The organism is Gordonia bronchialis DSM 43247 (genome assembly GCF_000024785.1).
Taxonomy (GTDB): Bacteria; Actinomycetota; Actinomycetes; order Mycobacteriales; family Mycobacteriaceae; genus Gordonia; species Gordonia bronchialis.
In genome coordinates this window covers 351,972-375,703 of record NC_013441.1, presented here as the reverse complement: position 1 = coordinate 375,703, position 23,732 = coordinate 351,972, and the positions used below count along the sequence as shown (strand labels likewise).

General features: G+C 65.1%; 23 protein-coding genes and 3 pseudogenes. 20 read left to right on the top strand and 6 right to left on the bottom strand.

Features of this window, described 5'->3' with window-relative positions; all coding sequences use genetic code 11:
* Positions 1-37 precede the first annotated feature (37 nt).
* Together GBRO_RS01700 and GBRO_RS26185 are read right to left on the bottom strand one after the other, a co-directional pair.
* Positions 38-523: a very short patch repair endonuclease gene (locus GBRO_RS01700; protein ID WP_012832274.1), complete on the bottom strand. Its 486-nt coding sequence runs from the start codon at positions 521-523 to the stop codon at positions 38-40.
* Positions 524-602: 79 nt separating this feature from the next.
* Positions 603-755: a PDDEXK family nuclease gene (locus GBRO_RS26185; protein WP_155825221.1), complete on the bottom strand. Its 153-nt coding sequence runs from the start codon at positions 753-755 to the stop codon at positions 603-605.
* Positions 756-978: 223 nt separating this feature from the next.
* On the opposite strand from GBRO_RS26185, the gene GBRO_RS25880 reads away from it, so the two are divergent.
* A complete protein-coding gene (locus GBRO_RS25880) occupies positions 979-1,425 on the top strand; it encodes a hypothetical protein (RefSeq protein WP_147290616.1) in 447 nt (148 codons plus the stop codon).
* Positions 1,426-1,966: 541 nt separating this feature from the next.
* Here GBRO_RS25880 and GBRO_RS01690 read toward each other — a convergent pair.
* Positions 1,967-3,391 carry an SIR2 family protein gene (locus GBRO_RS01690; RefSeq protein ID WP_012832272.1) on the bottom strand — a complete coding sequence of 475 codons (1,425 nt, stop codon included), beginning with the start codon at positions 3,389-3,391 and terminating at the stop codon, positions 1,967-1,969.
* A 95-nt stretch (positions 3,392-3,486) separates the two neighbouring features.
* On the opposite strand from GBRO_RS01690, the gene GBRO_RS01685 reads away from it, so the two are divergent.
* The 7 genes and pseudogenes from GBRO_RS01685 (at position 3,487) to GBRO_RS01655 (ending at position 10,015) form a co-directional block, all read left to right on the top strand.
* A complete protein-coding gene (locus tag GBRO_RS01685) occupies positions 3,487-3,900 on the top strand; it encodes a hypothetical protein (RefSeq protein ID WP_012832271.1) in 414 nt (137 codons plus the stop codon).
* Between the two features lie 89 nt (positions 3,901-3,989).
* Positions 3,990-5,648, top strand: a complete 1,659-nt coding sequence (locus tag GBRO_RS01680) for an RNA-binding domain-containing protein (RefSeq protein WP_196775869.1) — start codon at positions 3,990-3,992, stop codon at positions 5,646-5,648.
* 12 nt (positions 5,649-5,660) lie between these two features.
* A complete protein-coding gene (locus GBRO_RS01675) occupies positions 5,661-7,313 on the top strand; it encodes a nuclease-related domain-containing DEAD/DEAH box helicase (protein WP_012832269.1) in 1,653 nt (550 codons plus the stop codon).
* A gap of 139 nt (positions 7,314-7,452) precedes the next feature.
* Entirely contained in the window at positions 7,453-7,848 is a 396-nt protein-coding gene (locus GBRO_RS01670; RefSeq protein ID WP_147290615.1) for a hypothetical protein, read from the top strand.
* Positions 7,833-8,279, top strand: coding sequence for a hypothetical protein (locus GBRO_RS01665; protein WP_041919669.1), 447 nt, complete (start codon positions 7,833-7,835; stop codon positions 8,277-8,279). The genes GBRO_RS01670 and GBRO_RS01665 overlap by 16 nt, the downstream gene beginning before the upstream one ends.
* Before the next feature lie 10 nt (positions 8,280-8,289).
* Entirely contained in the window at positions 8,290-9,093 is an 804-nt protein-coding gene (locus GBRO_RS01660; protein ID WP_012832266.1) for a hydroxypyruvate isomerase family protein, read from the top strand.
* 29 nt (positions 9,094-9,122) lie between these two features.
* Positions 9,123-10,015 (top strand): annotated as a pseudogene (locus GBRO_RS01655) (NAD(P)-dependent oxidoreductase).
* A 23-nt stretch (positions 10,016-10,038) separates the two neighbouring features.
* Here GBRO_RS01655 and GBRO_RS25025 read toward each other — a convergent pair.
* A complete protein-coding gene (locus tag GBRO_RS25025; RefSeq protein ID WP_041920134.1) occupies positions 10,039-10,662 on the bottom strand; it encodes a DUF3558 family protein in 624 nt (207 codons plus the stop codon).
* Positions 10,663-10,700: 38 nt separating this feature from the next.
* On the bottom strand, positions 10,701-11,108 hold the full coding sequence (locus tag GBRO_RS25875; protein ID WP_012832263.1) for a hypothetical protein: 408 nt from the start codon (positions 11,106-11,108) through the stop codon (positions 10,701-10,703).
* Between the two features lie 215 nt (positions 11,109-11,323).
* On the opposite strand from GBRO_RS25875, the gene GBRO_RS27330 reads away from it, so the two are divergent.
* From GBRO_RS27330 to GBRO_RS01620, 7 genes and pseudogenes are all read left to right on the top strand, one after another.
* Positions 11,324-11,446 carry a hypothetical protein gene (locus GBRO_RS27330; protein WP_256596282.1) on the top strand — a complete coding sequence of 41 codons (123 nt, stop codon included), beginning with the start codon at positions 11,324-11,326 and terminating at the stop codon, positions 11,444-11,446.
* A gap of 140 nt (positions 11,447-11,586) precedes the next feature.
* Positions 11,587-12,066: a plasmid pRiA4b ORF-3 family protein gene (locus GBRO_RS26180; protein ID WP_169309851.1), complete on the top strand. Its 480-nt coding sequence runs from the start codon at positions 11,587-11,589 to the stop codon at positions 12,064-12,066.
* 59 nt (positions 12,067-12,125) lie between these two features.
* Positions 12,126-12,584, top strand: coding sequence for a hypothetical protein (locus GBRO_RS25695; RefSeq protein ID WP_147290613.1), 459 nt, complete (start codon positions 12,126-12,128; stop codon positions 12,582-12,584).
* Positions 12,585-12,719: 135 nt separating this feature from the next.
* Positions 12,720-13,040: a hypothetical protein gene (locus GBRO_RS01635; RefSeq protein WP_012832262.1), complete on the top strand. Its 321-nt coding sequence runs from the start codon at positions 12,720-12,722 to the stop codon at positions 13,038-13,040.
* Between the two features lie 197 nt (positions 13,041-13,237).
* Entirely contained in the window at positions 13,238-13,897 is a 660-nt protein-coding gene (locus GBRO_RS01630) for a uracil-DNA glycosylase (RefSeq protein ID WP_012832261.1), read from the top strand.
* Between the two features lie 59 nt (positions 13,898-13,956).
* Positions 13,957-15,483: a hypothetical protein gene (locus GBRO_RS01625; protein ID WP_012832260.1), complete on the top strand. Its 1,527-nt coding sequence runs from the start codon at positions 13,957-13,959 to the stop codon at positions 15,481-15,483.
* A gap of 144 nt (positions 15,484-15,627) precedes the next feature.
* Positions 15,628-17,374 (top strand): annotated as a pseudogene (locus tag GBRO_RS01620) (SulP family inorganic anion transporter).
* Here the strand turns inward: GBRO_RS01620 and GBRO_RS01615 are convergent.
* Positions 17,375-17,845 (bottom strand): hypothetical protein, encoded by a 471-nt coding sequence (locus GBRO_RS01615; protein ID WP_012832259.1) that lies wholly within the window; start codon positions 17,843-17,845, stop codon positions 17,375-17,377. It lies immediately after the preceding pseudogene.
* A 150-nt stretch (positions 17,846-17,995) separates the two neighbouring features.
* On the opposite strand from GBRO_RS01615, the gene GBRO_RS01610 reads away from it, so the two are divergent.
* From GBRO_RS01610 to GBRO_RS26730, 5 genes and pseudogenes are all read left to right on the top strand, one after another.
* Entirely contained in the window at positions 17,996-19,618 is a 1,623-nt protein-coding gene (locus GBRO_RS01610; RefSeq protein ID WP_012832258.1) for a long-chain fatty acid--CoA ligase, read from the top strand.
* 126 nt (positions 19,619-19,744) lie between these two features.
* A complete protein-coding gene (locus GBRO_RS01605; RefSeq protein ID WP_115311639.1) occupies positions 19,745-20,506 on the top strand; it encodes a YoaK family protein in 762 nt (253 codons plus the stop codon).
* Positions 20,507-20,548: 42 nt separating this feature from the next.
* Positions 20,549-21,826 (top strand): TY-Chap domain-containing protein, encoded by a 1,278-nt coding sequence (locus tag GBRO_RS01600; protein ID WP_012832255.1) that lies wholly within the window; start codon positions 20,549-20,551, stop codon positions 21,824-21,826.
* A gap of 157 nt (positions 21,827-21,983) precedes the next feature.
* Positions 21,984-23,036 carry an Hsp70 family protein gene (locus tag GBRO_RS01595; protein ID WP_012832254.1) on the top strand — a complete coding sequence of 351 codons (1,053 nt, stop codon included), beginning with the start codon at positions 21,984-21,986 and terminating at the stop codon, positions 23,034-23,036.
* Between the two features lie 125 nt (positions 23,037-23,161).
* Positions 23,162-23,644 (top strand): annotated as a pseudogene (locus GBRO_RS26730) (plasmid pRiA4b ORF-3 family protein); the annotation flags it as partial.
* Positions 23,645-23,732 lie beyond the last annotated feature (88 nt).

The window sequence follows — 23,732 nt, the reverse complement described above, 5'->3', positions numbered from 1 at the left end:
GGCAAATCCGACATCGGCCTGCCAGCACCACAACTCTCTATCTCGGCGTGTGCGACCGATCAGCACGCCCGGTGCACCTCCTGAGTCGGCGCAACGTTGCCAGGATGTCGTCGGCAACCCGCTCTGGATCTTCATGCTCCCAGTAGCGCCTGACTGTCCAACCCCGATCTGCCAGCAGCGCGTCCGTCCGACGGTCCCTTGCGACGTTGGCGTCCAGCTTCTCAGCCCACCACTCAGCGTTCGACGCCGGTCGGGTCGCGTGTTCGGGACAGCCGTGCCAAAAGCAGCCGTCGATGAAGACGGCCAGCCGGAGCCCGCGCCACGCAAGGTCTGCGCGCGTGCGGAGGTCCGATTCCAGCTTGACGTCCGTGCGGAAACGCGCACCCCTGGCATGCAGGATCTTGCGAACCTGAACCTCGGGAGCTGTGTCCTTGTTCCGCTGCCGACTCATTCGAGAGCGGACCGTCTCGGACGAGGCGGCGGGGCGATCCGAGGGTCGGTGCGGTACGCCGGCGCTGACCATGGTTCCAGCGTAGATCGGTTCCTCGATATCGAACTGCCGGCATGGTCCCGAACACCCGGGCAATCAGCGAGGTTCGCCCTCAGTTCGCGATGATCTCTTCAGGTCGTCGGTGCGTCACAGAGGTCGCGCACTCGTCGATCGTTGCCTGGAGAAACTGTTCGAGATCGCCCGCGCAGTTGGCCGCAGCCATTCGATCGACGGTTTCCACCAGCGTTCCACCGGAGATCATCACCAGCGGATACTGGTCATCGATTATCTCGATCTGTGCCTGGCGGTGTCATACCCTCGCCAACGCATACATGCTTCGAGGCTTCAGATACCCGACCCGACAGCTAGCGCAGTCTCCCGGAGCATATTTATCCATCCAGAAATTCTGCCGGATGCAGCCAAGCGGATACGACGCAGGACCTGAGTATGCCCGATCGCGGCGGTCGTATCTGGAAGGGTGCCGACGCTTGGCAGCCGACTACCATCACAGTTCCGAGCCGTCGTGGCAAGCGCCCAGCGCCCTTGACCATCTCATCTTCTATCCAGATCTGACTCGTATTGACTGGACCCGGTGCCCCATCATTGTTCAGGACGATACCGGAACCCTTGCGAACCTGAACATCGGAGTCTCGTCGTTCAGCAAGGTCACGAATCTTCGCGAGACGCAACGGTTTCAGCGGTCACTGCGCAAACTCGACGGTACAGTGCGATCGAGTTGGGCAAAGAGGAAGGCCCTGCTGGAGCGCACCACTGCGTTCAAAAGCCTCGACTTCAAACAGTGGGACAAACGGGGTAAGGACTGGTATTCAGTGCGAGTCGTCGATGGTTTTCGAGCTCACCTTCGGTATGAGGGGGCCAGCACAGAGTGGTGGGCGGAAGAGATCGGTGACCACAAATCACTTGGCCACGGATAGGCTTCTAGTTCACGGGCGCTACCGCTGACCCTGTCGCAACCGACGATGCAACATGTCAACGCTGGCACCATCGGAGTCGTCTCGTATCATCCGCGAGAGTCGTTGTGTCGCAACATCCGCGAACGTCGGGTCCTCGTGAAGGAGGCGGTGAACCAGACGCGACAACCCACCCTGAAGATCCAGCCGCGCAACATCGTTTTCGGTGGCTCCTCGCGGAACATCTCGCAACTCCCACCAGTTCGAACTACGCAACGCGAACCACGGATCACTCGCCTTCGGCGATGATCGGGCGATTCTAAACGGAGACAACAGCTCTCCGAGCTCTTCTCGGACTTCGCTGTAGGCAACGAGCCGGTCGGCACCGCGCCGCGCTCGAGTGACGGCCCACAGCAGCACGACGTACTTGTACGGTGCACGCCGCTGATCCATCGATGCCCGTCGAAGGTGCGGAAGCTCGTCGAGCAGATCGGACCATTCCTTCAGATTGGAGAGAGGTTCGGCCCCCAACTCCTCCAGTCGCCCCCGCAGTGGCCAGAGCAAATCAGTGGATGCTCGCTGCACTCGCCGAGTCAGTGCCCTGGCCTCGTCGATCACCTCCCGATCGACCGGGGGTCAGCAGGCCGGCGAATCTCGGATCGAGCAGCCAGGACGCGTCTTGAGCGGCGTACATGCCGATGGCGTCGAGGACAATCTCCATGCGCCGGACGCGATCGGCGGTCTCATCGCCGGCACAGTTGAGCCAGCGGAAGCGCTTTCGCCAGAGCTCGGCTCTGGCCGAGGGTTGTGACACGTCGATGAAGGTGCCAAAAGTGGCGTCGCTCCTGAGGAAGTCGTCCACCTCTATGGCCAGCCGGACAACGTTGTCGTCTGACATCGACGTCCCAACGACCAGCAGATGCTTCGTCATCATGAGCGACTGCAGTAGCGATCCCGCCGGGCGTGAGTTCGCGTCGTATCGGACGAAGCTGCGTCGCGTGAGCACGATGTCGTTCTCGTCGCCGACGTCCCCGTGCATCTTCAGCAGCCACGGCCGCCCGGGTTCGGCGTGTTCCCGGGGGAGGAGTGCGGGACGTTTGTGACCCGTCGCGTCGACGGCCGCCTCGTATAGCTCGTCGTAGTTGGTAGTGACCACCTGCATGCAGTTCAGGCCGGCCAGCAGAGCATGCGCCAGCGACACCTGCGTCGCTTCGCGCTCCAACGCAGCAACTTCGGAGCCGAGCCGGTCCTGCAGATGCAGGGACACCAACTCCGCCTGATCGAGCGGCGACCCGTTGAGACTCTCGAAATCGGCTGCGGCGATCTGTGCCTTGTTTGCGAGCTCGGTGAGCAGACTGCCCCAACTCGGGAGTCCAGCCGACATGCTGACCCCGGCTCCGAGGAACAGCGCGAGATGTCCTTGCTGAGCGAAGCTTCCGAGTTCCCCGGCAAGTTGGAGCTCCTCCGCGGTGAGTTCCCACAGTGAGGAGGTACCAGCCTTCCGAAAGTGTTGGATCGCCCCGTGAACGGCGCGATCTGGCGTCACCTGCGCGATGTCGACGCCACGCCGGTGGCTGATCGTGGTTAGCGCGTCGACCAGATCGCGAACGACCGCACCACGCCGGGCACCTTGCGCACCTCCTCGGATGCCGAGCACCGGCATCGCAACAACCAGACGTCCTACATCGGCGCCAATCTCGCCGACGATGTCGCGTACCAATGCGTCAAGACGCTCAGCCAATTCAGCACCGGTGACAGCGGTCTCGTCGTACACGCTGATGAACCAGACCCCCTCGGTACCGTCGCTGCGTCCGAATCCTCGGGACCACCCGCGCGGTCGCGACGGTACTTGTCCCGACAGCAGCCGGTCCCACTGCGACGAAACGTCGAAGTGGCGATCGGTCGGGACGATCACGGCGTCGTAGCGCACCGACTCGAGTCGTCCGTGCACCACGAAGAGATGCCCGGGCGCGCGAGCGGTGTCTGCCATGTCGTCACTCTAGGCGGGGAGTTCTCAACGCCCGCGGTCTCCCGGCGTTGGTCGAACCGCGCCGATCTGTCGGTGACCGGCGCGATACTCGATTCATGCACTCACACGCGCGGCACTCCGTTCGGTTCTGGCTTATCGCCTTCGCGCTGGCCGCGGCCACCATCGTGCCGGTCACGGGTACCGCGCAGGCCGCCCCCGCACCAACCGTGATCCGTGACTGCACCGGCAAGCCACTGATCAAGCCGCGAACCATCGACTCGATCTTCTGCGCAGACCTCGGGATCATCGTCACCAACATCAGCTGGTCCCGCTGGACACCCCGGCTGGCCGAAGGGAGCGGCGTGGAGCATCGCAGAACGTGCGTACCCAACTGCGCCGAAGGGCCGGTTCAGGTGCAACCCATCTCGTTGCGGCTCTTCGACGTGAAGCGGGGAGACTTCAGGCGAATCACCCTCATCGACGAGTACGGCAAGACGGAGACCCACCAGCTGACTGGCCTCCACCGATAGCAGGGCGGCTCAAGCTTCCAATAGTTTCATAAGTTATGACTCCATGACAGCCTCCGCGGGAGTGCTTCATAGTTATGCATAATTGAACCATGAGTACCTCGATGGACACGGCGGCGCTGATAGCGGGGGGTGAGACCTTCACGACCGAGTTCAAACGGTCAGACATCGGCGACAAGGATCTGACCAAGGCAGTTGCGTGTCTGGCGAACGGCGACGGCGGTGTCCTCCTGATCGGTGTCGACGACGACGGTACTGTCGTCGGCGCAAAGCCTCGTCACGGCACTGTGACCAGTCCCGAGCGGGTCGCCGCCTACATACAGGCGAGCACCGAGCCCGCGCTCGCGGTCGATGTCTCCACGGAGATCGTGGCCGGCCACGAAGTCATTCGCATCGACATCCCGCGCGCAAATCCCGGGCCTGTGGGCACCAAGCTCGGAGTTTTCACCAAGCGTGTCATCAAGTCCACAGGGGAGCCCGAGTGCGCCCCGATGACGGCCCACGAGATCGTCAGCATGGGAATGGTCACCCGAGGTCAAGACTTCGCTGCGGCAACGGCCCGTGGCGCAACGTTCGATGATCTCGACTCCAACGAGTTCGAGAGATTTCGTCAGCTGTGTCGAGCAGCGGGCGACGACCTCGGCGAACTGTCCGATCACGACATCATCAGCGCATTAGGGCTGCTTCCCATACACGATCCGGTCAGCATCGGCGCAGTGCTGCTGTTCGGCACGAAGTCAGCGATGCAGCACTGGGTTCCCAATGCAGAGTTCATCTTCCAAGATCTGCGAGAGAGCGGCCCATCCGCGAACGTCACCATCGTCGCACCGCTGCTGGCCGCCGCAGAGCAGCTACGCACCCTCATCGACACCCGCAACACCGTCACGGAGTTGATGGCAGGCATCCACCGTGTCGAGGTACCACTCATACCGTCACTGACACGACGTGAGGCCGTGGCAAACACTCTGGTGCATCGCGACTACACAGCGGTAGGACCCACACGCGTGCAGATCACCGAGAGTGAATTCGTGGTATCAAACCCCGGAGGGTTTCCACCAGGTGTCACAATCGCCAACCTGCTCGACCAGTCTCGTCCACGAAGTCCCGTTCTGGCCGCAGCATTCAAGCGCGCCGGGCTTGTCGAACGAAAAGGCAAGGGCGTCAACGACATGTTCGAGCAGCAACTCAGAGCAGGTCGCGCAGTACCCGACTATTCGCACAGCACAACCGATTCAGTTGTGGTGACGGTCCCGCTGGGCAACGCTGACCTCGACCTGGTGCGGTTTCTGCTCACCTGGGAGAACGAGAGCCAGAACCCGCTACGGCTGAACGAGTTGCGCGTCGTCCATGAAGTGAAGTCATCAGGATCCGCGACCAGCAGCGAGGTTGCCGAGGAGTTACACCTCATTCCAGCGACGGCCAAGACGATTCTCGGTCGACTCGTCGAGTACGGAATCCTGGAAGCTCGTGGGGTCGGTCGGAGTCGCAAGTACCACCTGACCGCGCGCTTCTACGACCTTGCCCAGGACCGTAACGCCTACGTGCGCGTCAAGGGAGCAGATCCCCTCCAACAGCAACGCATGATCATGGATTATGTCCATGCCTATGGATCAATCACACGAAGTCAAGCCGCGCAGCTGTGTCAGACCGATCCACATCAGGCGCGCGCCATACTCAAACGACTCGTCGAGGATGGTCGTTTGCGGCTCGTGGGTGAGCGACGAGCTGCCAAGTATATGTCTCCAGAGTAGGAGTGGCTGACCGTGCCCCACCTGATCCCCGACCCACCCCGCTTCGCCTCGCCCGCCGAGCAGCAGGTCTGGGCTCGGCTACGCGACCAACTCCTCGACGACGACCTCCTCATCGCCGGTCAACGCGTCACCGACCACGACAAGGAGCACGAGGTCGATCTCGTCGTCGCCATCGACGGCGCCGGCATCGCCTGCCTCGAGGTTAAGGGCGGCGAGGTGTGGCACGACGGCGACTCGTGGCTGCAGGCACGGGCCGGTCAGCCACCCAAGCGCATCGACCCCGTCGAGCAGGCACGCGCCGCATGTTACGCGCTGCGGGAGTACGTTGAGTCCGACCCGGCCTGGACGCAGGGACGGCTGCGGTGGGACCACCTTGTCGTGCTGCCGCATTCGGCGGTGCCCGCGGACTTCGCGCTCCCCGATTGCCCGCGCTGGAAGATCATCGACCGCACCCAGCTCGACGCGCTGATGCCGTTGATCCGCAATGTGCTTCTGCAGCAGACCAATAGCCTGCCCATGCTCGATCCGACCGGCATCGACCAACTGCAGACCGCGCTGAGTGGGCGTGGTCTGCCGCAGCGTGACGTCGTTGCGCGAGCCCTCGAGAATGACGCCACCGCCGAGATCATCACCGAGCAGCAAGCCGTCATCCTTAGTGCGATCAGCAAACTCTCGCGGGTGGAGATCCGCGGCGGCGCCGGCAGCGGCAAGACCTTCCTCGCTCTCGAACAGGCCAGACGACTCTCCCGCGCCGGGCAGCGCGTCGCACTCATCTGCTACTCACACGGCCTCGCGTCGTACTTCACGCGCATCACGTCGCACTGGTCACGCCGCGAGCAACCCGCCTACATCGGCGAGTTCCACGACCTCGGCATCACCTGGGGTGCCTCGGCCGGCCCCGACGAATCGGTACGCACCCAGGAGGCCGCCGAGTTCTGGGAGCACACGTTGCCGCACCAGATGGTCGAGCTTGCCGAAGCACTCCCGCCCGGTCACCGGTTCGACGCGATCGTCATCGACGAGGCGCAGGACTTCGCCGACGACTGGTGGCTACCGCTCCTCGCCTGCCTGCGTGACCCGGGCACCAGTGGCATCTACCTGTTCAGCGACGAATACCAGCGGGTGTTCGACCGGCAGGGGTCGCCACCGGTCCCGCTGGTGCCGCTCATCCTCGACCACAATCTGCGCAACACCCGCCAGATCGCGACCACGTTCAGTCCCCTTGTCGGACAACGTATGCAGCTTCGGGGCGGTGACGGGCCCGACGTGCAGTTCGTCGCCTGCAACGCCGACGACGCTCTCGACGCCGCCGACGACCAGATCGACCCGCTCCTCGACGAGGGGTGGCGGCCCGAGGACATCGCCCTGCTGACGACGGGCAGCCGCCATCCCGAACAGGTCGACCGCCAAGCGCTGGGCACAGCCGCCTACTGGGACACCTTCTGGGATGCCGAGCAGGTGTTCTACGGCCACGTGCTCGGCTTCAAGGGACTCGAACGGCGCGTCGTCGTACTGGCCTTGAACGAGTCGAAGCCACGTGAACGATCCCGCGAACGTCTCTACGTCGGACTGTCCCGCGCCCGCGATCAACTTGTGGTGTGCGGGGATCCGGAGTTCGTCCGGGAGGTCGGCGGACCAGATGTGGCGCGCCGGTTGGGGATCTGAGACTTGTCGGTACTCGGGCATAGTGTTCGGTCCACCTCGTCCCAAGTCGGAAAGTCCCAGCATGGTGACGATCAACACGCGGCGTCTCACGGTGCACGACGCAGCCCGTGCACTCGTTCACACCCGCACCGAACCTCCGGTGGACCGCCAGTACTGGCTTGACTACTACCGTCGGCTGCGGTCCTCGCTGATCGAGCGAATCGATCCTCGAGATCGGTCACAACGCCCAGACGAGCTGGACTCGCTTCGGCACTTCGCCGAGCGGCTGCTCACCAACGGACTGAACTGTCTGCCCCGCTACGACGACCCATGCCACCCGGCTGGCGCGACCGGCCCCGTGGACGAAGCTCTTCAGCATTCGCTCCAAACTCTGCGTGTAGCGCGAGAATCGTTGAGCTACGCCGTCGCCGACTACATCGTCGAGATCCTGACCACGCACGATCCAGGTATCGAACGGGTCGCTATCGACACGATCAAGCTGGAACTACGAGATTTTGTGATCCAGCCGCCATCGTGGGAATGGCCGACCCGATGACCGACTTCGGCGTGAAGCGACTTGCGTACGCCTACACCGCTGCTCGCGCTGCCAGGCACTACGAGCGTGACTACTGGCACGATTACGCCGCCGCACTTCACGGTCGGCTCCTGGCCCAGCTCGAACCGGCCCAGTCAGTGGCCCACGATGATCCGACGGTCGCGGCGATTCAGACGCTGACGGCAACGATCCCGGACAAACGCCACCCGTGGTCGGACTTTCTTGCTGCGCCCCCGTGGATTCACGACCAATTCAGTCGCCTGCACCCGCCGATCGCCGCCGCCCGCGCACTCGTGGAGTACGCGACATCCGACTGTGTCGAGGACTTGCTACTCGCCCGGTGGCCTGAGTTGAGGACGGTTGCCGTCTCGGCCGACGACTTGGCCGATGTGATTCCGTTGGAACCGCCACGAGACCCGGGGTGGTCGTAGCTTAGGAGTCGTGGACCGCGCCCGCCTCACCGTCAACTGCTCCATCTTCTTCCCCGATCTCCCCCTCCTCGACCGCCCCCGAGCCGCAGCCGACGCCGGCTTCCGCGGCGTCGAGTTCTGGTGGCCGTTCGACACCGCGGTCCCCTCCGACCACGACGTCGAGCGCTTCATCACCGCAATCGACGACGCCGAAGTGCGCCTCACACATCTCAACCTCGCGGCCGGTGACCTCACCGCCGGCCACCGTGGTCTGCTCTCCCACCCGGACACGTCCGCGGAGTTCCGCGACAGCGTCGAGGTGGCCATGGGCATCGGCCGACGCCTCGGAACCGTCGGGTTCAACGCGCTGTACGGCAATCGCCTCTACGGGCTCGACCCGGACTCACAGGACGACCTCGCCACCGAGAACCTGGCCATTTCAGCTGCGGCGGCGTCGACGATCGGCGCCGATATCCTCATCGAACCGCTCAGCGGCATTCCCGCCTATCCGCTAACCCTCGCTGCCGACGCGATCGCCGTCTGCAACCGCGTCACGCAAGAGCACGGCGTCGACAATGTGAAGATGCTCGCCGACCTCTACCACCTCGCCGTCAACGGCGACGACCTCGACGCCGTAATCAACAGGCATGCCGACCGGATCGGGCACGTGCAGATCGCCGACGCCCCCGGACGCGGCGAACCGGGCACCGGCAGCCTCGACATCGCACGATATGTGTCGGCGCTGAGGGTTCGCGGATACGACAGGTGGATCAGTCTGGAGTACGTACCGACCCGGCCTGACACCTTCGACTGGGTAACCGACTTTCCGGCATGACCAACGACGAGACAACACAGGAGTAACCCATGGCCACAATCGGATTCATCGGACTTGGCGTCATGGGCAGCCCCATGGCGATCAACCTGGCGCGTGCCGGGCACACCGTCGTCGGGTACAACCGCACGTCGTCGAGGCCGCCGCCCTGGTCGAGGCGGGTGGTCGTGCCGCCGAGACGGTTGCCGAGGCCGTCACCTCCGCCGAGCTGGTAGCCCTGAACCTGCCAGACTCCCCCAACATCGAAGAGGTACTCACCGGCGACGACGGCGTCTTCGCGCATGCCACACCTGGCACGGTGATCGTCGACTTCTCCACCATCGCACCCGATGTCGCGATTCGCATGGCCGAGCTGGCGGAGGCGGCCGGTCTGATTTTCCTCGACGCCCCCGTGTCCGGCGGCGAGGAGGGCGCGGTCACGGGCAAGCTGTCGATCATGGTCGGCGGCTCCGACGAGGCATTCACCCGGGCACTCCCGATCCTCGAGACGGTGGGTTCGACGGTCGTGCACGTCGGGCCCAGCGGCAGCGGGCAGACGGTGAAAGCTGCCAATCAGCTGATCGTCGCCGCCAACATCCAGGCGCTCGCCGAGGCGATCGTCTTCCTCGAAGCCCACGACGTCGACACCGCAACCGCGATCAAGGTCCTTGGCGGCGGGCTGGCCGGTTCGACGGTGCTGGACCACAAGGCGCACCGCATGCTCGGCCGCGACTTCGCACCCGGTGGCCGAATCGACCTGCACCACAAAGACCTCGGTATCGTCACCGCTGCCGCGCGGGATGCCGGCGTGGTCACGCCGCTCGGGTCACTCGTCGCGACGTTGATGGCGTCGGCGCGGGCGAACGGTGATGCCGGGCTCGATCATTCGGCCTTGTTTCGCGGAGTCGAGCGGATGTCGGGGCGGTTCGACGAAACCGCAGACTAACCGACGAGACCCGCAGCGCGAGACTAGCGCGGCATCAGATCGATCGTTGCACGCGTGAACGCGATGGCACGGTTGCAGTTCTCGGTGACGTCATCATCGAGTCGCCCGAGGGCCACGTCGGTGAAAACGAAGGCGCGACCAGATTCAACGATCGTGTCACACGCGTCGCCACCCAAGGAGAAGAGCCCGACTCGGCGCCCACCAATGTTGAGGTCGGGGAACCAGGTGAAGTCGTCGTTTCGGAGTTTGTAGTCGGAGATCCCGGTGACGCCACCATTCATGTTTCCAACGTGTTGGGCAACCCGAGAATACCTTTGACCTTGATAGCGCCAACTACACCCTCGCGCTGTTTGTCCATCCGCCACAGCGGCATCCTTCGCCGTCGCCGGATCTAGATGGAGTGACTGAAGAGCTGCCGGGGACAGCGCAGTGCAGGGTTCGTACGTCGTTCCGTCATTGTTCCTACTCCACCGATGCGGGAACGTCGTAGCGAATGGCAACCGACGACCCCCATCGTCGACTTGCCTTATCGGATCCGGTGCAGGCATTTGCGACTGAACGACAGACGATCTCACTCCAACGGCGGTGCCTGACACACTGCAAGCAGTGACGGCCGTTGTCGAGGCGAGTGCACCTACTACCAACATCAACTTTGCGACTGCACCGTCCACCGGATAGCTCACCCTCATGTTTCGATTCCGTGCGCGCCGTCAACATCGGCTGAATCGAGTTCTGATGCTGCCGTGCGGCATTGCGTGGCGAGTGCATCCAGCTCGGCGCGATGTCCCTTCAACGACTCGCGCCACGAATCGACCGCCGCTTTCGCACGCACATACATCTCCCGACCTTCCACACAATCGCCGAAGTAGTTGTTCGGGAGCACAACAGACAGGGTTTCGATAGCGCCTGCCAACTTCGCGGCAGCATCTTCCGCAGCCCGAGCTCGCCCCTCCCAGTCCACCGTCGAGAAGCGGACGACCCCACCTCGGTCCCCAGAGTGGAGCGGCACATCCAAGGTCAATGCCTTGTACCCCAGGTCACCAACATCCATGCTGTCGTCACCCATGACGTGCCCCCAGTCCAGATCCGGCATGACGCCGACCGTCAGAATGGCCGCTACGTTACCTCCTCACACGTGCCTCCAGCAGGGCTACTCCATCGCCTGTGCACAAGTTCGGCGTGAGATCGTCACCAGCACGTACCTATCGACAGACGCGCGACCCTCGGCTCTGCTCATCGCCGAAGATGTCATCCGCGACGCTCCACGTGGTGACTCTCGCCTGGCCATACCCCGACCACCGTGTCCCCATGACCGGAAACCCCTCCGACGACGCCGCCCGCCCACGGTTCGAGCTCATCACCGGCGGCCTGGACCCGAACCAGCCATCACCGTTCAGCCGGGCGTTCGAGCCACCACCTCCGCGCCCGTAGCTGCGCAAGAAGCCCCTGCCCGAGCCGGTACTGTTCCGCATCCACATCGACCTCGACGACGCAACCCCACCCATCTGGTGTCGCCTCGAGTTCTGGTCCGACCTGACCATCGACGTCGTGCACCGCGCCATCCAGGCGTCGTGTGCGTGCTCGACTATCACCTGCACCGGTTCTCGCTCGGAGGCGGACCGTTCGAGTTCACCAGCGAACTGTTCCTGTGTCCGTTCGACGTCGCCGAAGGCGAGGACGAGGGCAGCCCGGCCGAGGCGGTACGCCTCGACGAGACGATGCACGATCCCGGCGACACCCTGCACTACGTATACGACTACGGGGACGACTGCCGCCTCACCCTGCGCCTCGAGGAAATCACCCCGCTAACCAACGACGCTCCGCCCGTGCGCTGCGTCGACGCCGAGCGTGCGGCACCACCGGAGGACTGCGGGCACCTCGTCGACGCCGCCGACCTCGCCCGGGTACTCGACGACCCGGCCCACTTCGACATCGACGCGGTCACCGCCGCGCTCGACGATCCCGACCCGGTGTCCCCCGGGGAACTCGCTGTCGGCCTGCGACCATATCTCTGGTTCCTGACCGAGGCGGGCGACGATGGTTCCCGCTGACCGCTGCCGGCTATCTCAAGCCCGCCGTGGTTCCCGCCGCCTGCGCGGTGGTGCCCGAGTTGAACGACTGGATCGGCGCTCGCACAAGGGAAAACGACTGTTACCCCTTGCTGCTGTTCCGGGAATCCCTGCAGAAATTGGGACTGTTGCGCAAGTACAAAGGTCGGCTCCTGCGAACCAAACGCGGAACCGCGTTGGCCGACGATCCTGACAAGCTGCTCGACTACCTTGCGCAGAAGATAATGCACACGGAGACGGGCATATTCGAGTCCGAGTGCGACCTGCTGACGTTGTTCCTCACAGCCTCTTGCGACGACGGGACGTTGCCCCGGCCCCTGATCGCGGATCTCCTCAACGCGCTCGACTGGCGTCGAGACAACGCACCGCTGAGGGATTATCAGGTGCGCGGTGAGGTGTATGTCGTGTTGACCAATGTGTCCGAACCCACCCGGTTCAGCGAGCCACTCCGCGTCAGTCCGACCGCCATCGCGCTCGCTCGCCGGGCGCTGAAAAGCTGACGCGCTCAGCGGCCGACCTCCGCCGTCAGCTGTAACCGCAACGAGCCCGCACGACTATCGGCCGGTGGTCCCCCAACCGGACGAACACCCGGAGATCACTTCCGATGACCGGAATGCACCGATACGGTGTTCCTCATGAAGTCGATCACTGGTGCAACTGTCATCGCCGCTGCGGCACTGACTTTCGGCTTGGCCGGTGTCGCCGACGCCGCGCCGGCCTCAGTGCAGCGGGAGGGCGGGCCGTGCTACGTCCACGAATTCGGGCAGACCTCCCGCGACGGCAAACTCTTCTGCTCCGCGCTCAACAGCGCGTGGGAAAGCAAGGCGGTTCACCGGGCACCCAAGGTGCGGATAGGTGAACAGTGCCGCAGGCTCGGTGCGCAGGCGATCGTCGCCGGAACCGATGGCAAGGCAACGTGCCGGGAGACCGCGCAGGGTCTGCGCTGGCAATGGTGAATCGTCGGTCCGCAGCCGACCACTGAGCCAACTCGCCGATGTCGAGAGCGAGTTGGTCGCCGAGGCGTGCGAACAGACTCATGTGGCAGCGCCGGGACCACAGGGTCGATTCGACTGTCGTCCGATCAGACGACGGGCCCGCAGTGTCCGAGATGTCGGATACATTCGGTCCACCAACACGCCTGATGGAGGCCCCGATGATTGATCCCATCCAGCTAGCCACCAACATGGGCAATATCAACGGCCGCAACGCCGATCCCCGCGTCGTCGCCGACAAGATGAGCCGGATTCGGTCGCCCCACGTGCAGCCGATCAACGATCTCGCCGACCGGATCGCACTCACGGAGGGGTTCGGGAAGGGCGAGGTACCGTACGTCGATCCCGACACGGGTGGTATCGACGCGAGAATGTTGGTGCTGTTAGACAATCCGTCGACCAAAGCCGAATCGGGTTCGGGGTCAGGATTGTTGAGTCTCGACAATGACGACCGCACCGCACGTAACTGTCGTGAGGCGTACCAGCGACACGGAGTGCAGATCTCGGATGTGGTGCACTGGAACGTCGTTCCGTTCCCGGTCGCCGGTGTGAAGAACGGTGGCTCGACGCCCGCCGAGCGGGTGCGCGGCGTGCGCTGGACACGTGAGATCGTTGCCATGCTGCCGCGACTGGAGATCGTTCTTCTGCTCGGCGCGGCCGCCCGCGACGGGTGGCAACGCGGGGACATCACTCGGGACGGGCTCTACGTGCCTGCGGGCAACATTCCGCACTGCTCGATGCGTGGGCTCAACACCGCCGGCGGTCGAGACCGCTTCGAGAATGCTATCGCCGACGTGGCTGCTCGGCTCCGGTCGCAGTGAACCGTCAATCAGGCTGTCACCGAACAATTCTCCCTGACCCACCTTCGAGAGGAACCTCCATGAGACGTTGGGTCTGCGCGCTGGCCACCGTGGCCACTGCGATGCTGGTGGTGTCGGGATGCACGGTCGACGGGCAACCGACGGCCAGTCGCAGCGAGGGTGGTCCCACGGCGTCGGTCACCGACTCCGGGCTCTCCTACTCGTCGGACGACGTCGCCATCACCGCGGCCGCCGGGGTGGCACCGTCTGGCACCACAGTCTCGGTTGACCGCACCAGCGCGGCCGTCCCGGGAGAGTGGGCGCGCTTCGCAGCTCCGGCGGCGCCCGGCGTCACCATCGTCCTGGGGACCGGGCAACAACCTGCCAGTCCGATCACCATTGATTTCAAGCAGATTCAGCGGACCGCAAACACATTCGTCATCACCGAGTCGGCCGGCAAGGTGGAGCTTCTGCCGTATGGGGAGGGCTCTACCCTCAGTGCTCAGACCGATCATTTGAGCAGCTTCTGGCCGGTGATCTTCGACGTCGAGAGATACCGTCAGTACGCCACGGAGTACGTGGCCAATGCGCTCGGGATCACCTCGCCGGCACCCGGATGTTTCCAGCGGGATGGGCTCTATCCCGATGCCGGAGGGCGGGTGTCGAGCATCGCCGGTGACGTGGCATGGCCGTGCCTGTCGCGGGAGGGATCAGACGTCAAGCTGTCGCTGCAGGCGAATTCCGGTCCCACATGGCAGGTATCGACGCAGCCGCGATGGCAGGCGCAGTATCCGACGACGCTGAGTATTGCGAGTGCGATAGCAGACTCGGTCTGGCGTCAGACGTCGAACAGCAATGCACTGCTGCTACCGGACAGCACACTGAACCTGACCACCGACGAACTCACCGACACCCGGGTACGGATGACGGTCGATCCCGTCATGTCCCAAGTGCGCACGGCCGCTTTGGCAGTCGACATCTTCATTCCCGACGAGATCGCGTCGCGGCTCGACAGCGCCAAGTGCATTCAAGGTCTCATCTCCGCGGGAACACTGGACGAGGAGGCCAGCGGCTCCGGCATGGCGGCCGCAGCCCGCTGTATCGGCGCAGTCGCCGGCGGAGTCGTCGCCTCGATCATCGGCATCGTCACAGATGGCGGCGCCGCCTTGTGGACGCAGCTCGAGGGCGCGATTCGCACCGTCCTCTCCGCCGACGACGTGTCGTTTGAGGTCGCCGAGATCCCCGCCGACGCTATCGGCGACGGTTCCCCCATCCCCGTCGATCAGGTGCGGGGAATGCTCGGAACCTGGAAAGGTCCCATCAACCAGACCGGCTCGCGCAAATACTCAGTCCTGTTGTCTCTGCGCCACGACGGTCGCACCGTCGTCGGGAGCGTCGAATACCCCGAGCTCCAGTGCAACGGCTATCTCCATGAGGCGAAACTCATTTCCGGCACCCTGCACATCGTCGAAACAATCACGAAGAACGGCAGCTGCGTTGAAGTCGTCCCGCTCGAACTGACACTGCAGGGCGACCAGCTCCACTACCACTTCGACCGCGGACGCCGCCACGGAGAGGGAACCGGAATCCTGACTCGCCAACAATAGAGTCGGCGAGCCGAGGACCGCACCGATCCGGTGGTCCGGCGGCCGTGCCATCGCGCACCGCGCATTGACCGGCGCGCGGCTCGACTGAGTGGTTACCCCCGGCAAACGAGCGTGATCTGCGACGTCAGGGGCGATAATCGGTCAATGTCGTCTGGTTCGCCGACCCGTCTGCTGCCCGGCCTTGCGGTGCTGCGACACTACGAACGGTCCTGGCTGCGTGGCGACATCGTGGCCGGCGTCGTGCTCACCGCGCTGCTGATCCCCGCCGGCATGGGGTATGCGGAGGTGGCGGGCCTGCCGCCGGTCACCGGCCTGTACGCGACCATCGTGCCGCTGCTGGTGTACGCGCTGGTCGGGCCGTCGCGCATCCTGGTGCTCGGCCCCGACTCGTCGCTGGCCCCCATCATCGCCGCCGCGATCATCCCGCTGGCCGCCTTCGACGAGGAGCGCATCGCCCTGGCCGGCCTGTTGTCCATCGAGGTCGGTGTGGTGCTGGTGATCGGCGGCCTGCTGCGGCTGGGGTTCGTCACCGACCTGCTGTCCAAACCGATCCGCATCGGCTACCTCAACGGCATCGCGCTGGTCGTCATCCTCGGCCAGTTGCCAAAACTGTTCGGGTTCAGCATCTCCGGCGACAACATCATCGACGAGGCCATCAACCTCGTGAAAGGAATCGCGAACGGCGAGGCGCAGTGGCTACCCACCACCATCGGCGTCGTCTGCCTGGTGGTGATCATCGGACTCAAGCAGTGGCGCAAGACGATTCCCGGGGTGCTGGTGGCGGTGGTCGGTGCGATCCTCGTCGTCTACTCCTGGGATCTCGACGACCGACTGTCGGTGGCCGGTGCCATGCCCCGCGGATTCCCGACGCCGGCGCTCGGTGGCATCACCGTCGCCGACGCCATCACCCTGGCGCCCGCCGCAGTCGGTATCGCGTTGATCGCCTTCGCCGACACCAGCGTGCTGTCACGCACCTTCGCCACCCGCGCTGGTGTCACCGTCAACGGCAGCCAGGAGATGGCCGTGATCGGCACCGCGAACATCGCGACCGGCTTCCTCAGCGGCTTCGCCATCTCGGCGTCGTCGTCGCGCACGCCGGTCGCCGAACAGGCTGGGGCGCGAACACAACTCGCCCCGCTGATCGGTGCCGGGCTGATCGTGGTGTTCATCTTCGTGGCGCCGGGGATCACCGCGTATCTACCGTCGGCCGCGTTGGCGGCGGTGGTGATCTCGGCGGCGATCTCCCTCATCGACGTCGCCGGCGTCGTCGCGCTGTTCCGGGCCAACTGGATCGAGGGGGCACTGTCGATCGCGGCGCTGATTGGCGACGCCTATTTCGGTGTCCTCGAAGGCATTTTGGTGGCCGTGGGCTTGGTTGGCGTTCGTCGCCTTCGTCAACCAGGCGTGGCATCCCTACCGCACCGAACTCGGGCGCGTCCCCGGCCTGCGCGGCTATCACGACGTGACCCGCCACCCCGACGCCGAGCGCATCGACGGCATCCTCATCCTCCGCTTCGACGCGCCGCTGTTCTTCGCCAACGGCGGCATGTTCGACGACTACGTGCGCTCCAAGGTCGTTGCCGCCCAACGATCCGGCCGCGCCATCGCGACCGTCATCCTGGCCACCGAACCCATCACCGAGATCGATGCGACCGCCGTCGACGAACTCGTGGAACTCGACGATTACCTTCTCGCCCAGGGCATCACGCTGATTTTCGCCGAGATGAAGGACCCGGTGCGCGATCAGCTCGCCGAGTACGGGCTCACCATCAACGGCAAACCACGCTTCGACGACTCCCGTTTCGCGCCGACGATAGGCGCCAAGGTCGACGAGATCACCGGACAGCTGCGGACGGACATCGGGCCCACCGATCCGAGCCCCGCACCGTGATCAGCGTTTCGTGAGAACCCCACGCTCAAAACGAAATCCACGCTTACCCGACTGGCAATCGATCCCGCGGCCCGCCAACGCTGTGCAGGTGATCGATCCGACGACGATCTGGTGTCCGACGGGCAGGACCCGCGCGCCGGGCGGACCGCCCTCGGTGATGATGTTGCGAACCTGGCCGCCGACGATCTGCACGGCGTTCGGCCGGCCGAAGAACGGCAGGGTGCTCACCTCCGGGGTGCCTGCCGGGAACGCCACCGAGCAGGTCACGCCCCGGCCACCCTGCGCCGGGTAGATGGCACACTCGCGCAGCGGCGACGACGCGTAGGCCCATCGGTAGGAGCCTGGGCTGCCCGGCGTCGCATAGTCGGCGGCGTTGACCGTTCGAGGAGCCGCCCCAGCGTCGGCCGCCGCGACACCGGAAGCCAAAGCAACTCCGGAGGCCACCACGACGGTCGTATATCGCAGGTTCATCGACACTCCTCGTTCGTGACTCGACTCGCTGATTGTAGGGCCTGCGCCGCGTCGTCGAAGTCGCCCGAATCGACCCCATGTCCGGTTCGGCGGTGACATCCTCTGAACTGAACGAACCCGCGGCACCGAACGACGCGACCAGGAGTACCCATGCTCAGCACCATGCAAGACCTTCCCCTGTCCGTCGCGCAGATCCTGCGCCACGGCAGCACCTTCCACGGCACCGCCGAGGTCGTGACCTGGGTCGGCGGCGGGTCGAGACGTCGGAGCTACGCCGAGGTCGGGCGTCGCAGCGCACAACTGGCGCACGCGTTGCGCGGTCTGGGCATCGACGGCGATCAGCGGGTGGGCACGTTCATGTGGAACAACGCCGAACACATGGAGGCCTACCTGGCGGTGCCGGCGATGGGGGCGGTGCTGCACACCCTCAACATCCGGTTGTTCCCCGAGCAGCTGGTCTTTGTCGCCAATCACGGCGAGGACCAGATCATCATCGTCGACCCCACGCTGCTCCCGCTGCTCAACCCGCAGCTTCCGCAGCTGAGGACGGTGAAGCACGTGATCGTCAACGGCGACTCCACCGACGGCGTCGAGGCGCCCGACGGTGTGACCGTGCACGCCTATGAGACGCTGCTCGCCGATCAGCCGACCACCTTCGACTGGCCCGAGGTCGACGAACGGTCTGCCGCCGCGATGTGTTACACGTCGGGCACCACCGGAGATCCGAAAGGTGTTGCCTACTCCCATCGTTCGATCTATCTGCATTCCATGCAGATCTGCTCCACCGAGGGCCCGGCACTCCGGCAGGGTGACCGCGCGCTGGCCGTGGTCCCGCAGTTCCACGCCATGTCGTGGGGACTTCCGTACGCGGCGTTCATGATCGGCGCTTCGCTGATCATGCCCGACCGGTTCCTGCAGCCCGAACCGCTCGCCGAACTGATCTCCGCCGAGCAACCGACCTTCGCCGCCGCCGTTCCCACCATCTGGCAGGGCCTGCACCAATACCTCGAAGCCCATCCGCAGGACATCTCGTGCATGCACGACGTCCTCATCGGCGGGTCCGCGGTTCCGCCGTCCCTGATGCACGCTTTTCAAGACGACCACGACATCCAGGTGCTGCAGGGTTGGGGCATGACCGAGACCTCGCCCCTGGGATCGGTGTCGCGCGCACCGGCCGACACCGAGGGTGAGGAACGCTGGCGCTACCGCTACACCCAGGGCCGCTTCCCGGCGTCGGTGCAGGCCCGCCTCGTCGACGACCTCGGTGACGTGGTCCCCAACGACGGCACATCCATCGGCGAACTCGAGGTCAGCGGGCCGTGGATCACCGGCGCCTACTACGGCGTCGACGCCCCGGAGAAGTTCCACGACGGCTGGCTGCGCACCGGCGACGTCGGGTCCATCACCCCCGACGGCTACCTCACCCTCACCGACCGCACCAAGGACATCATCAAGTCCGGCGGCGAGTGGATTTCCTCGGTGGACCTCGAGAACGCCGTCATGGGCCACCCCGACGTCATCGAAGCCGCCGTCATCGGCATCCCCGACGCCAAGTGGGATGAACGCCCGCTGGTGGCCGTCGTCCTGCGCGAAGGGTCCGACACCACCCCGGAAACCCTGCGAGAGTTCTTGTCCGACAAGGTCGCCCACTGGCAGCTACCGGAGAACTGGACGGTCATCAACGAGGTTCCCAAGACCAGCGTCGGCAAGTTCGACAAGAAGCGGTTGCGTTCGCAGTATCACGATGGCGGGTTGTCGGTGACGCAGTTCTGAGGGTTCGTCTTCGCTGGCCGGTGCTGGGCGCCCGGTATGGGATGGCACCCGCCCAGGCACACGCCTACCTCAGTGCCGCAACAGATTTCGACATATCCCAGGTGGTGGATGTGGTCAAGGGAGTCCATGCACGCATCTGGCGAGCGGACTTCGCCCGATGAACGGCGACGCACCGGAGTTCGGGTGCTGAGCCGGTTTCACGCCGCCCCGGCGGAGCGCCTACACGCGGTGTTGATGATCGCCCTCACCTTCACCACCGGGATCAACGACGCCGTCGGCTATCTGGGCCTCGACAAGGTCTTCACCGGGAACATGACCGGCAACGTGGTGATCCTGGGTATGGGTGTGGCCGGCGGAGATGGGCTACCGGTTCTGGGGCCGGCGCTGGCGCTGGCCGGTTTCATGGCCGGCGCGGGGGTCGCGGGACTGGTCCTTCGCCCTGCCACCCGAGGCTGGTCGGCGCGCACCACCGTGTTGCTGGCGTGTGTGGCCGCAGTGATGGTCGCGTCGGCCGCCATTCTCTTCACCGTCGGTGATTCGCCGACGAGGGGGTGGATGATCACGGTCACCACATCGGCCGCCACCGCAATGGGAGTCCAGGCCGCCACCGCGCGAGTGGTCGCGGTCAAGGACGTGTCCACGGTCGTCGTCACCTCCACCATCACGGGCCTTGCGGCAGACGTGTTCGGGCCCGGGCCCGGCCTCGGGCGCGACGCCGCGCGGCGCTTCGCAGCGATCGCGGCCATCCTGGTGGGTGCTGCGGTGGGCGTGCTGCTCATGAACGTTCACCTCGGCGTGGGCCTACTGGTCGCCGGGGTGATCATCGCGGTCGTCACTGTCGTCGGAGCCCTGCATCGACCTTCTTGTCAGACCCCATCCCTACAGTAGTTCTCATCGAACACACCTTCGATGAACCTTCGGGGAGGGCACATGACCATCAACAACTTCGACGACGCCATCGACGAGTCGTGGCGGGAGTTCGTCAACGATCTCGCCATGCGACTCGGCGACCTGACCTACGGCGGGTTCAACTTCCTCGAACTCGGGGCGTCACTCCCGGACAAGGGTTTTCGTGTTTTCGTGCGGTTCGAGGCCAGTAAGTCCCGAGGGGTCCGGTGCTCCATCCCCAGCGATCTCGTCCGCACCCTCCGCACCGTCGGCACGCCGGCCGAGTTGGCACAGGAGATCACGGATCGGCACCGACGGTTCAGCGAGATGGGCTGGCGGTACCTGACCCGCAAACACGAGTGGGTCATCGACGCCGGACGCAAACGGCACCGGTTGGTGGTGGCGCAGGTCGTCGAACTGCTGCGTGACCTGTGGAACATTCCGCATCCCACGTTCCTCACGCTGCGTGACCCGAGGGGTTCGGTCACGCCGTTCGAGATCCCGCCGCAGCCAGACGTGGAGCAGCGGCGCCACCTGTCAGCGGTCCCCGACCTCTCGATACCTCCCGCGGGACCCCAGGCGGAGCCGGATCCGACGACCCTCGCGATCCGCGTCTCCGATTGTTGTCACCTCGCGGAGCTGGTGCTCTCCTGGCTGTCTGCGACGACGCAGCGCGAACTGACGATGGCCGACCACGGGATGATCGACCTACCGCTGACCGACGCCCTGCCCACAAGCGTATTCGTGCCGCAGGCCGAGCGTCGGGTCGTGTTCACCGCCACCGTCTGCCACCGACTCAGCGACTCGTCCGCACTGGCCACCGTGGTCAAGACCTACTCGCATCTCTTCCGCGGAATCACCTACATCGTCTCGAGTGATCACGTGTACGCCCAGCTCAGCGTCGACTGTCTTGTCTTTCATCCCGACAATATGGAAGCCGCACTTGCCCGTTGGCGGTATTTCGTCAACGAGATCGGAGAGGCCGTGGTGAGGGTGCTCAACCCGGGGGGACCGGGCGCCCACGAGTGCGCACACAGCACCATGCCCGTCGGGATGCAGACGCTCCTGGACATCTTTGCTCGCGGCGAGCTCTCGCCGGAAAGGGCCGCACACCTGGCGAATCGCAAAGCAGACCGTCTGCGCGGGTATCGCACCTTCTGCGAGACGATGGTGCTCGACTGGGCCGGCAAACACCGTCAAGCCCTCGCACAGCATGCACCTGCCGAAGAGATTGACCTGTGCGCCGAGATGACGGCCGATCTGCGTAGATTCGCCGACCTGCTCGACAACGCCATCTCGTTGGTGACACGTCCCCAGTGAGCGTGGCAGTGCAGTTGGGACCTTCCTCGCCGGGTCCGGCCGTTTGCCAGGAAACACTCATCCACCCGTCAGGGCCTCGACAGATCGAGCGCGCACTCTGGATTCCGGTAGACCCTTCCCGGGGCCGACCTACGCGAGACCATCTGCGGAGGTTGCCATGAGCATCGTCGTCGGGCTTCATCTTCAATCCGATCGAGTGCACGCGACGATCTGTCGCGACCACCCGAACACCGGCAGCGCGCCCCGCGTCGAGCCGTTCCGCACCTTCCCGGCGGCGCTGCGATGGCGCTCCCAGGCCTCCCCCGCCTTGGCTGACCACCGTGTTGACGGGGTGTACCGGCGCTTCGTCGACCGGCTCGGGGACCCGCGCGCGATGTCGGTGCCCGGCGGACCCGACCGGCTTGCCGATCAGCTCACCGCAGCACTGCTGACCGAGATCGTGCGGACCATCGAACGATCTCTCGGCCAGCACGTCGACCGTGTCCTCATCGCGCACCCCGCGTACTGGACCGTGCCGCAGGTACACCTGATGTACTACAGCCTCGTCGACACCGGCATCGACCGTCATCGCGCGCTGCTGCTGGTCCCCGACACCGACGCCGCGCTCGAATGGATCGACCACACCGCCGGCCTCGCCGATGCCCACGAGGTGACCATCTGTGACCTCCGGGAGGACAGTGCCGTCATCGGGTATGCGCGACGGCCCCATTCGGGACATCTCACCACCACCACGGCCCACCGGTTCCCCGGTCTCGGATTACACCACTTCGACGACCTGCTGCAGCATCGCGTCCTGGCCAAAGCGCAGCGCGCGGGTCATCCGGTCCCGCATCATCCGGCGCTGCTCGCACAGGTACGCGCCCATTGCGCCGAGGTGCGAACCACGTTGCGCGGCACCGCCACCCGGATGATCGTCGACACCCCGTCCGCCGGAGGCCTCGAACATCACGGCATCGTGCTGACCCTCGACGACCTGTATGCCCTCGCCCGGCCACAGGCGGCCGGGACGGTGCGGGCGATGGCCCGCCACGCCGACCCCGACCATGTGGTGCTCATCGGCGCGGCCCCCACCTTTCCGTTGCTGCCCGACACCGTCGCAGCACGATTCGGGTGCCCCGTGGTCATGCCCGACGACCCCGAACTCGTGTGCGCGCGAGGGGCGGCGCTCATCGCGGCGATGTCGCTGCGGTCGGGTGTGTTGTCGCAGTAGCTGGATAGGGTCGCCCGGTGGACACTCCTCCATCCGACGACGAGATCCGCCGGAAGTTCGACGCAATCGCGGCGGCGCTGCAGACTCCGCGTCCGGCGCTGCGCAAGCCGCCTCTTCCAAGGCCGATGCACCTGCGCGTCCGCATCGACCTCGACGGCGCCGAGCCGCCGATCTGGCGCCGGCTACAGCTGCGCTCCGACCTCACCCTGGACGCCATCCACGAGATCATCCAGGCGTCCTTCGGGTGGACAGACTCGCATCTGCACCGCTTTGCCCTGGGTGGCAACCCCTTTGACCGTGCGAGTGAAGTGTTCCTGTGCCCCCACGACGTCGTCAGCAGCGGCGAGGACGGCGCACCCACCTACGACGTGCAGATCGATGAGACGATGCACGAACCCGGCGACACCCTGAGCTATGTGCACGACTACGACGATTGCTGGGCCCACACCCTCATCCTCGAAGCGGTCCAACCGCTGCCCGCCGACGCCCCGCGTGCACAGTGCATCGACGGTGGACGTGCCGCACCGCCCGAGAATTCCGGCGGCATCACCGACGCAGAACGCCTGGCCGAAATGCTCGACGATCCCGCACATTTCGACGTCGACGAGGTCAACGCGGCACTCGCCGATCCACTCACCATCCTCGCCGCGACTGGCCGGCATCCACGTCTGCTCAGTGTTTTGCACCGGTTGCTGC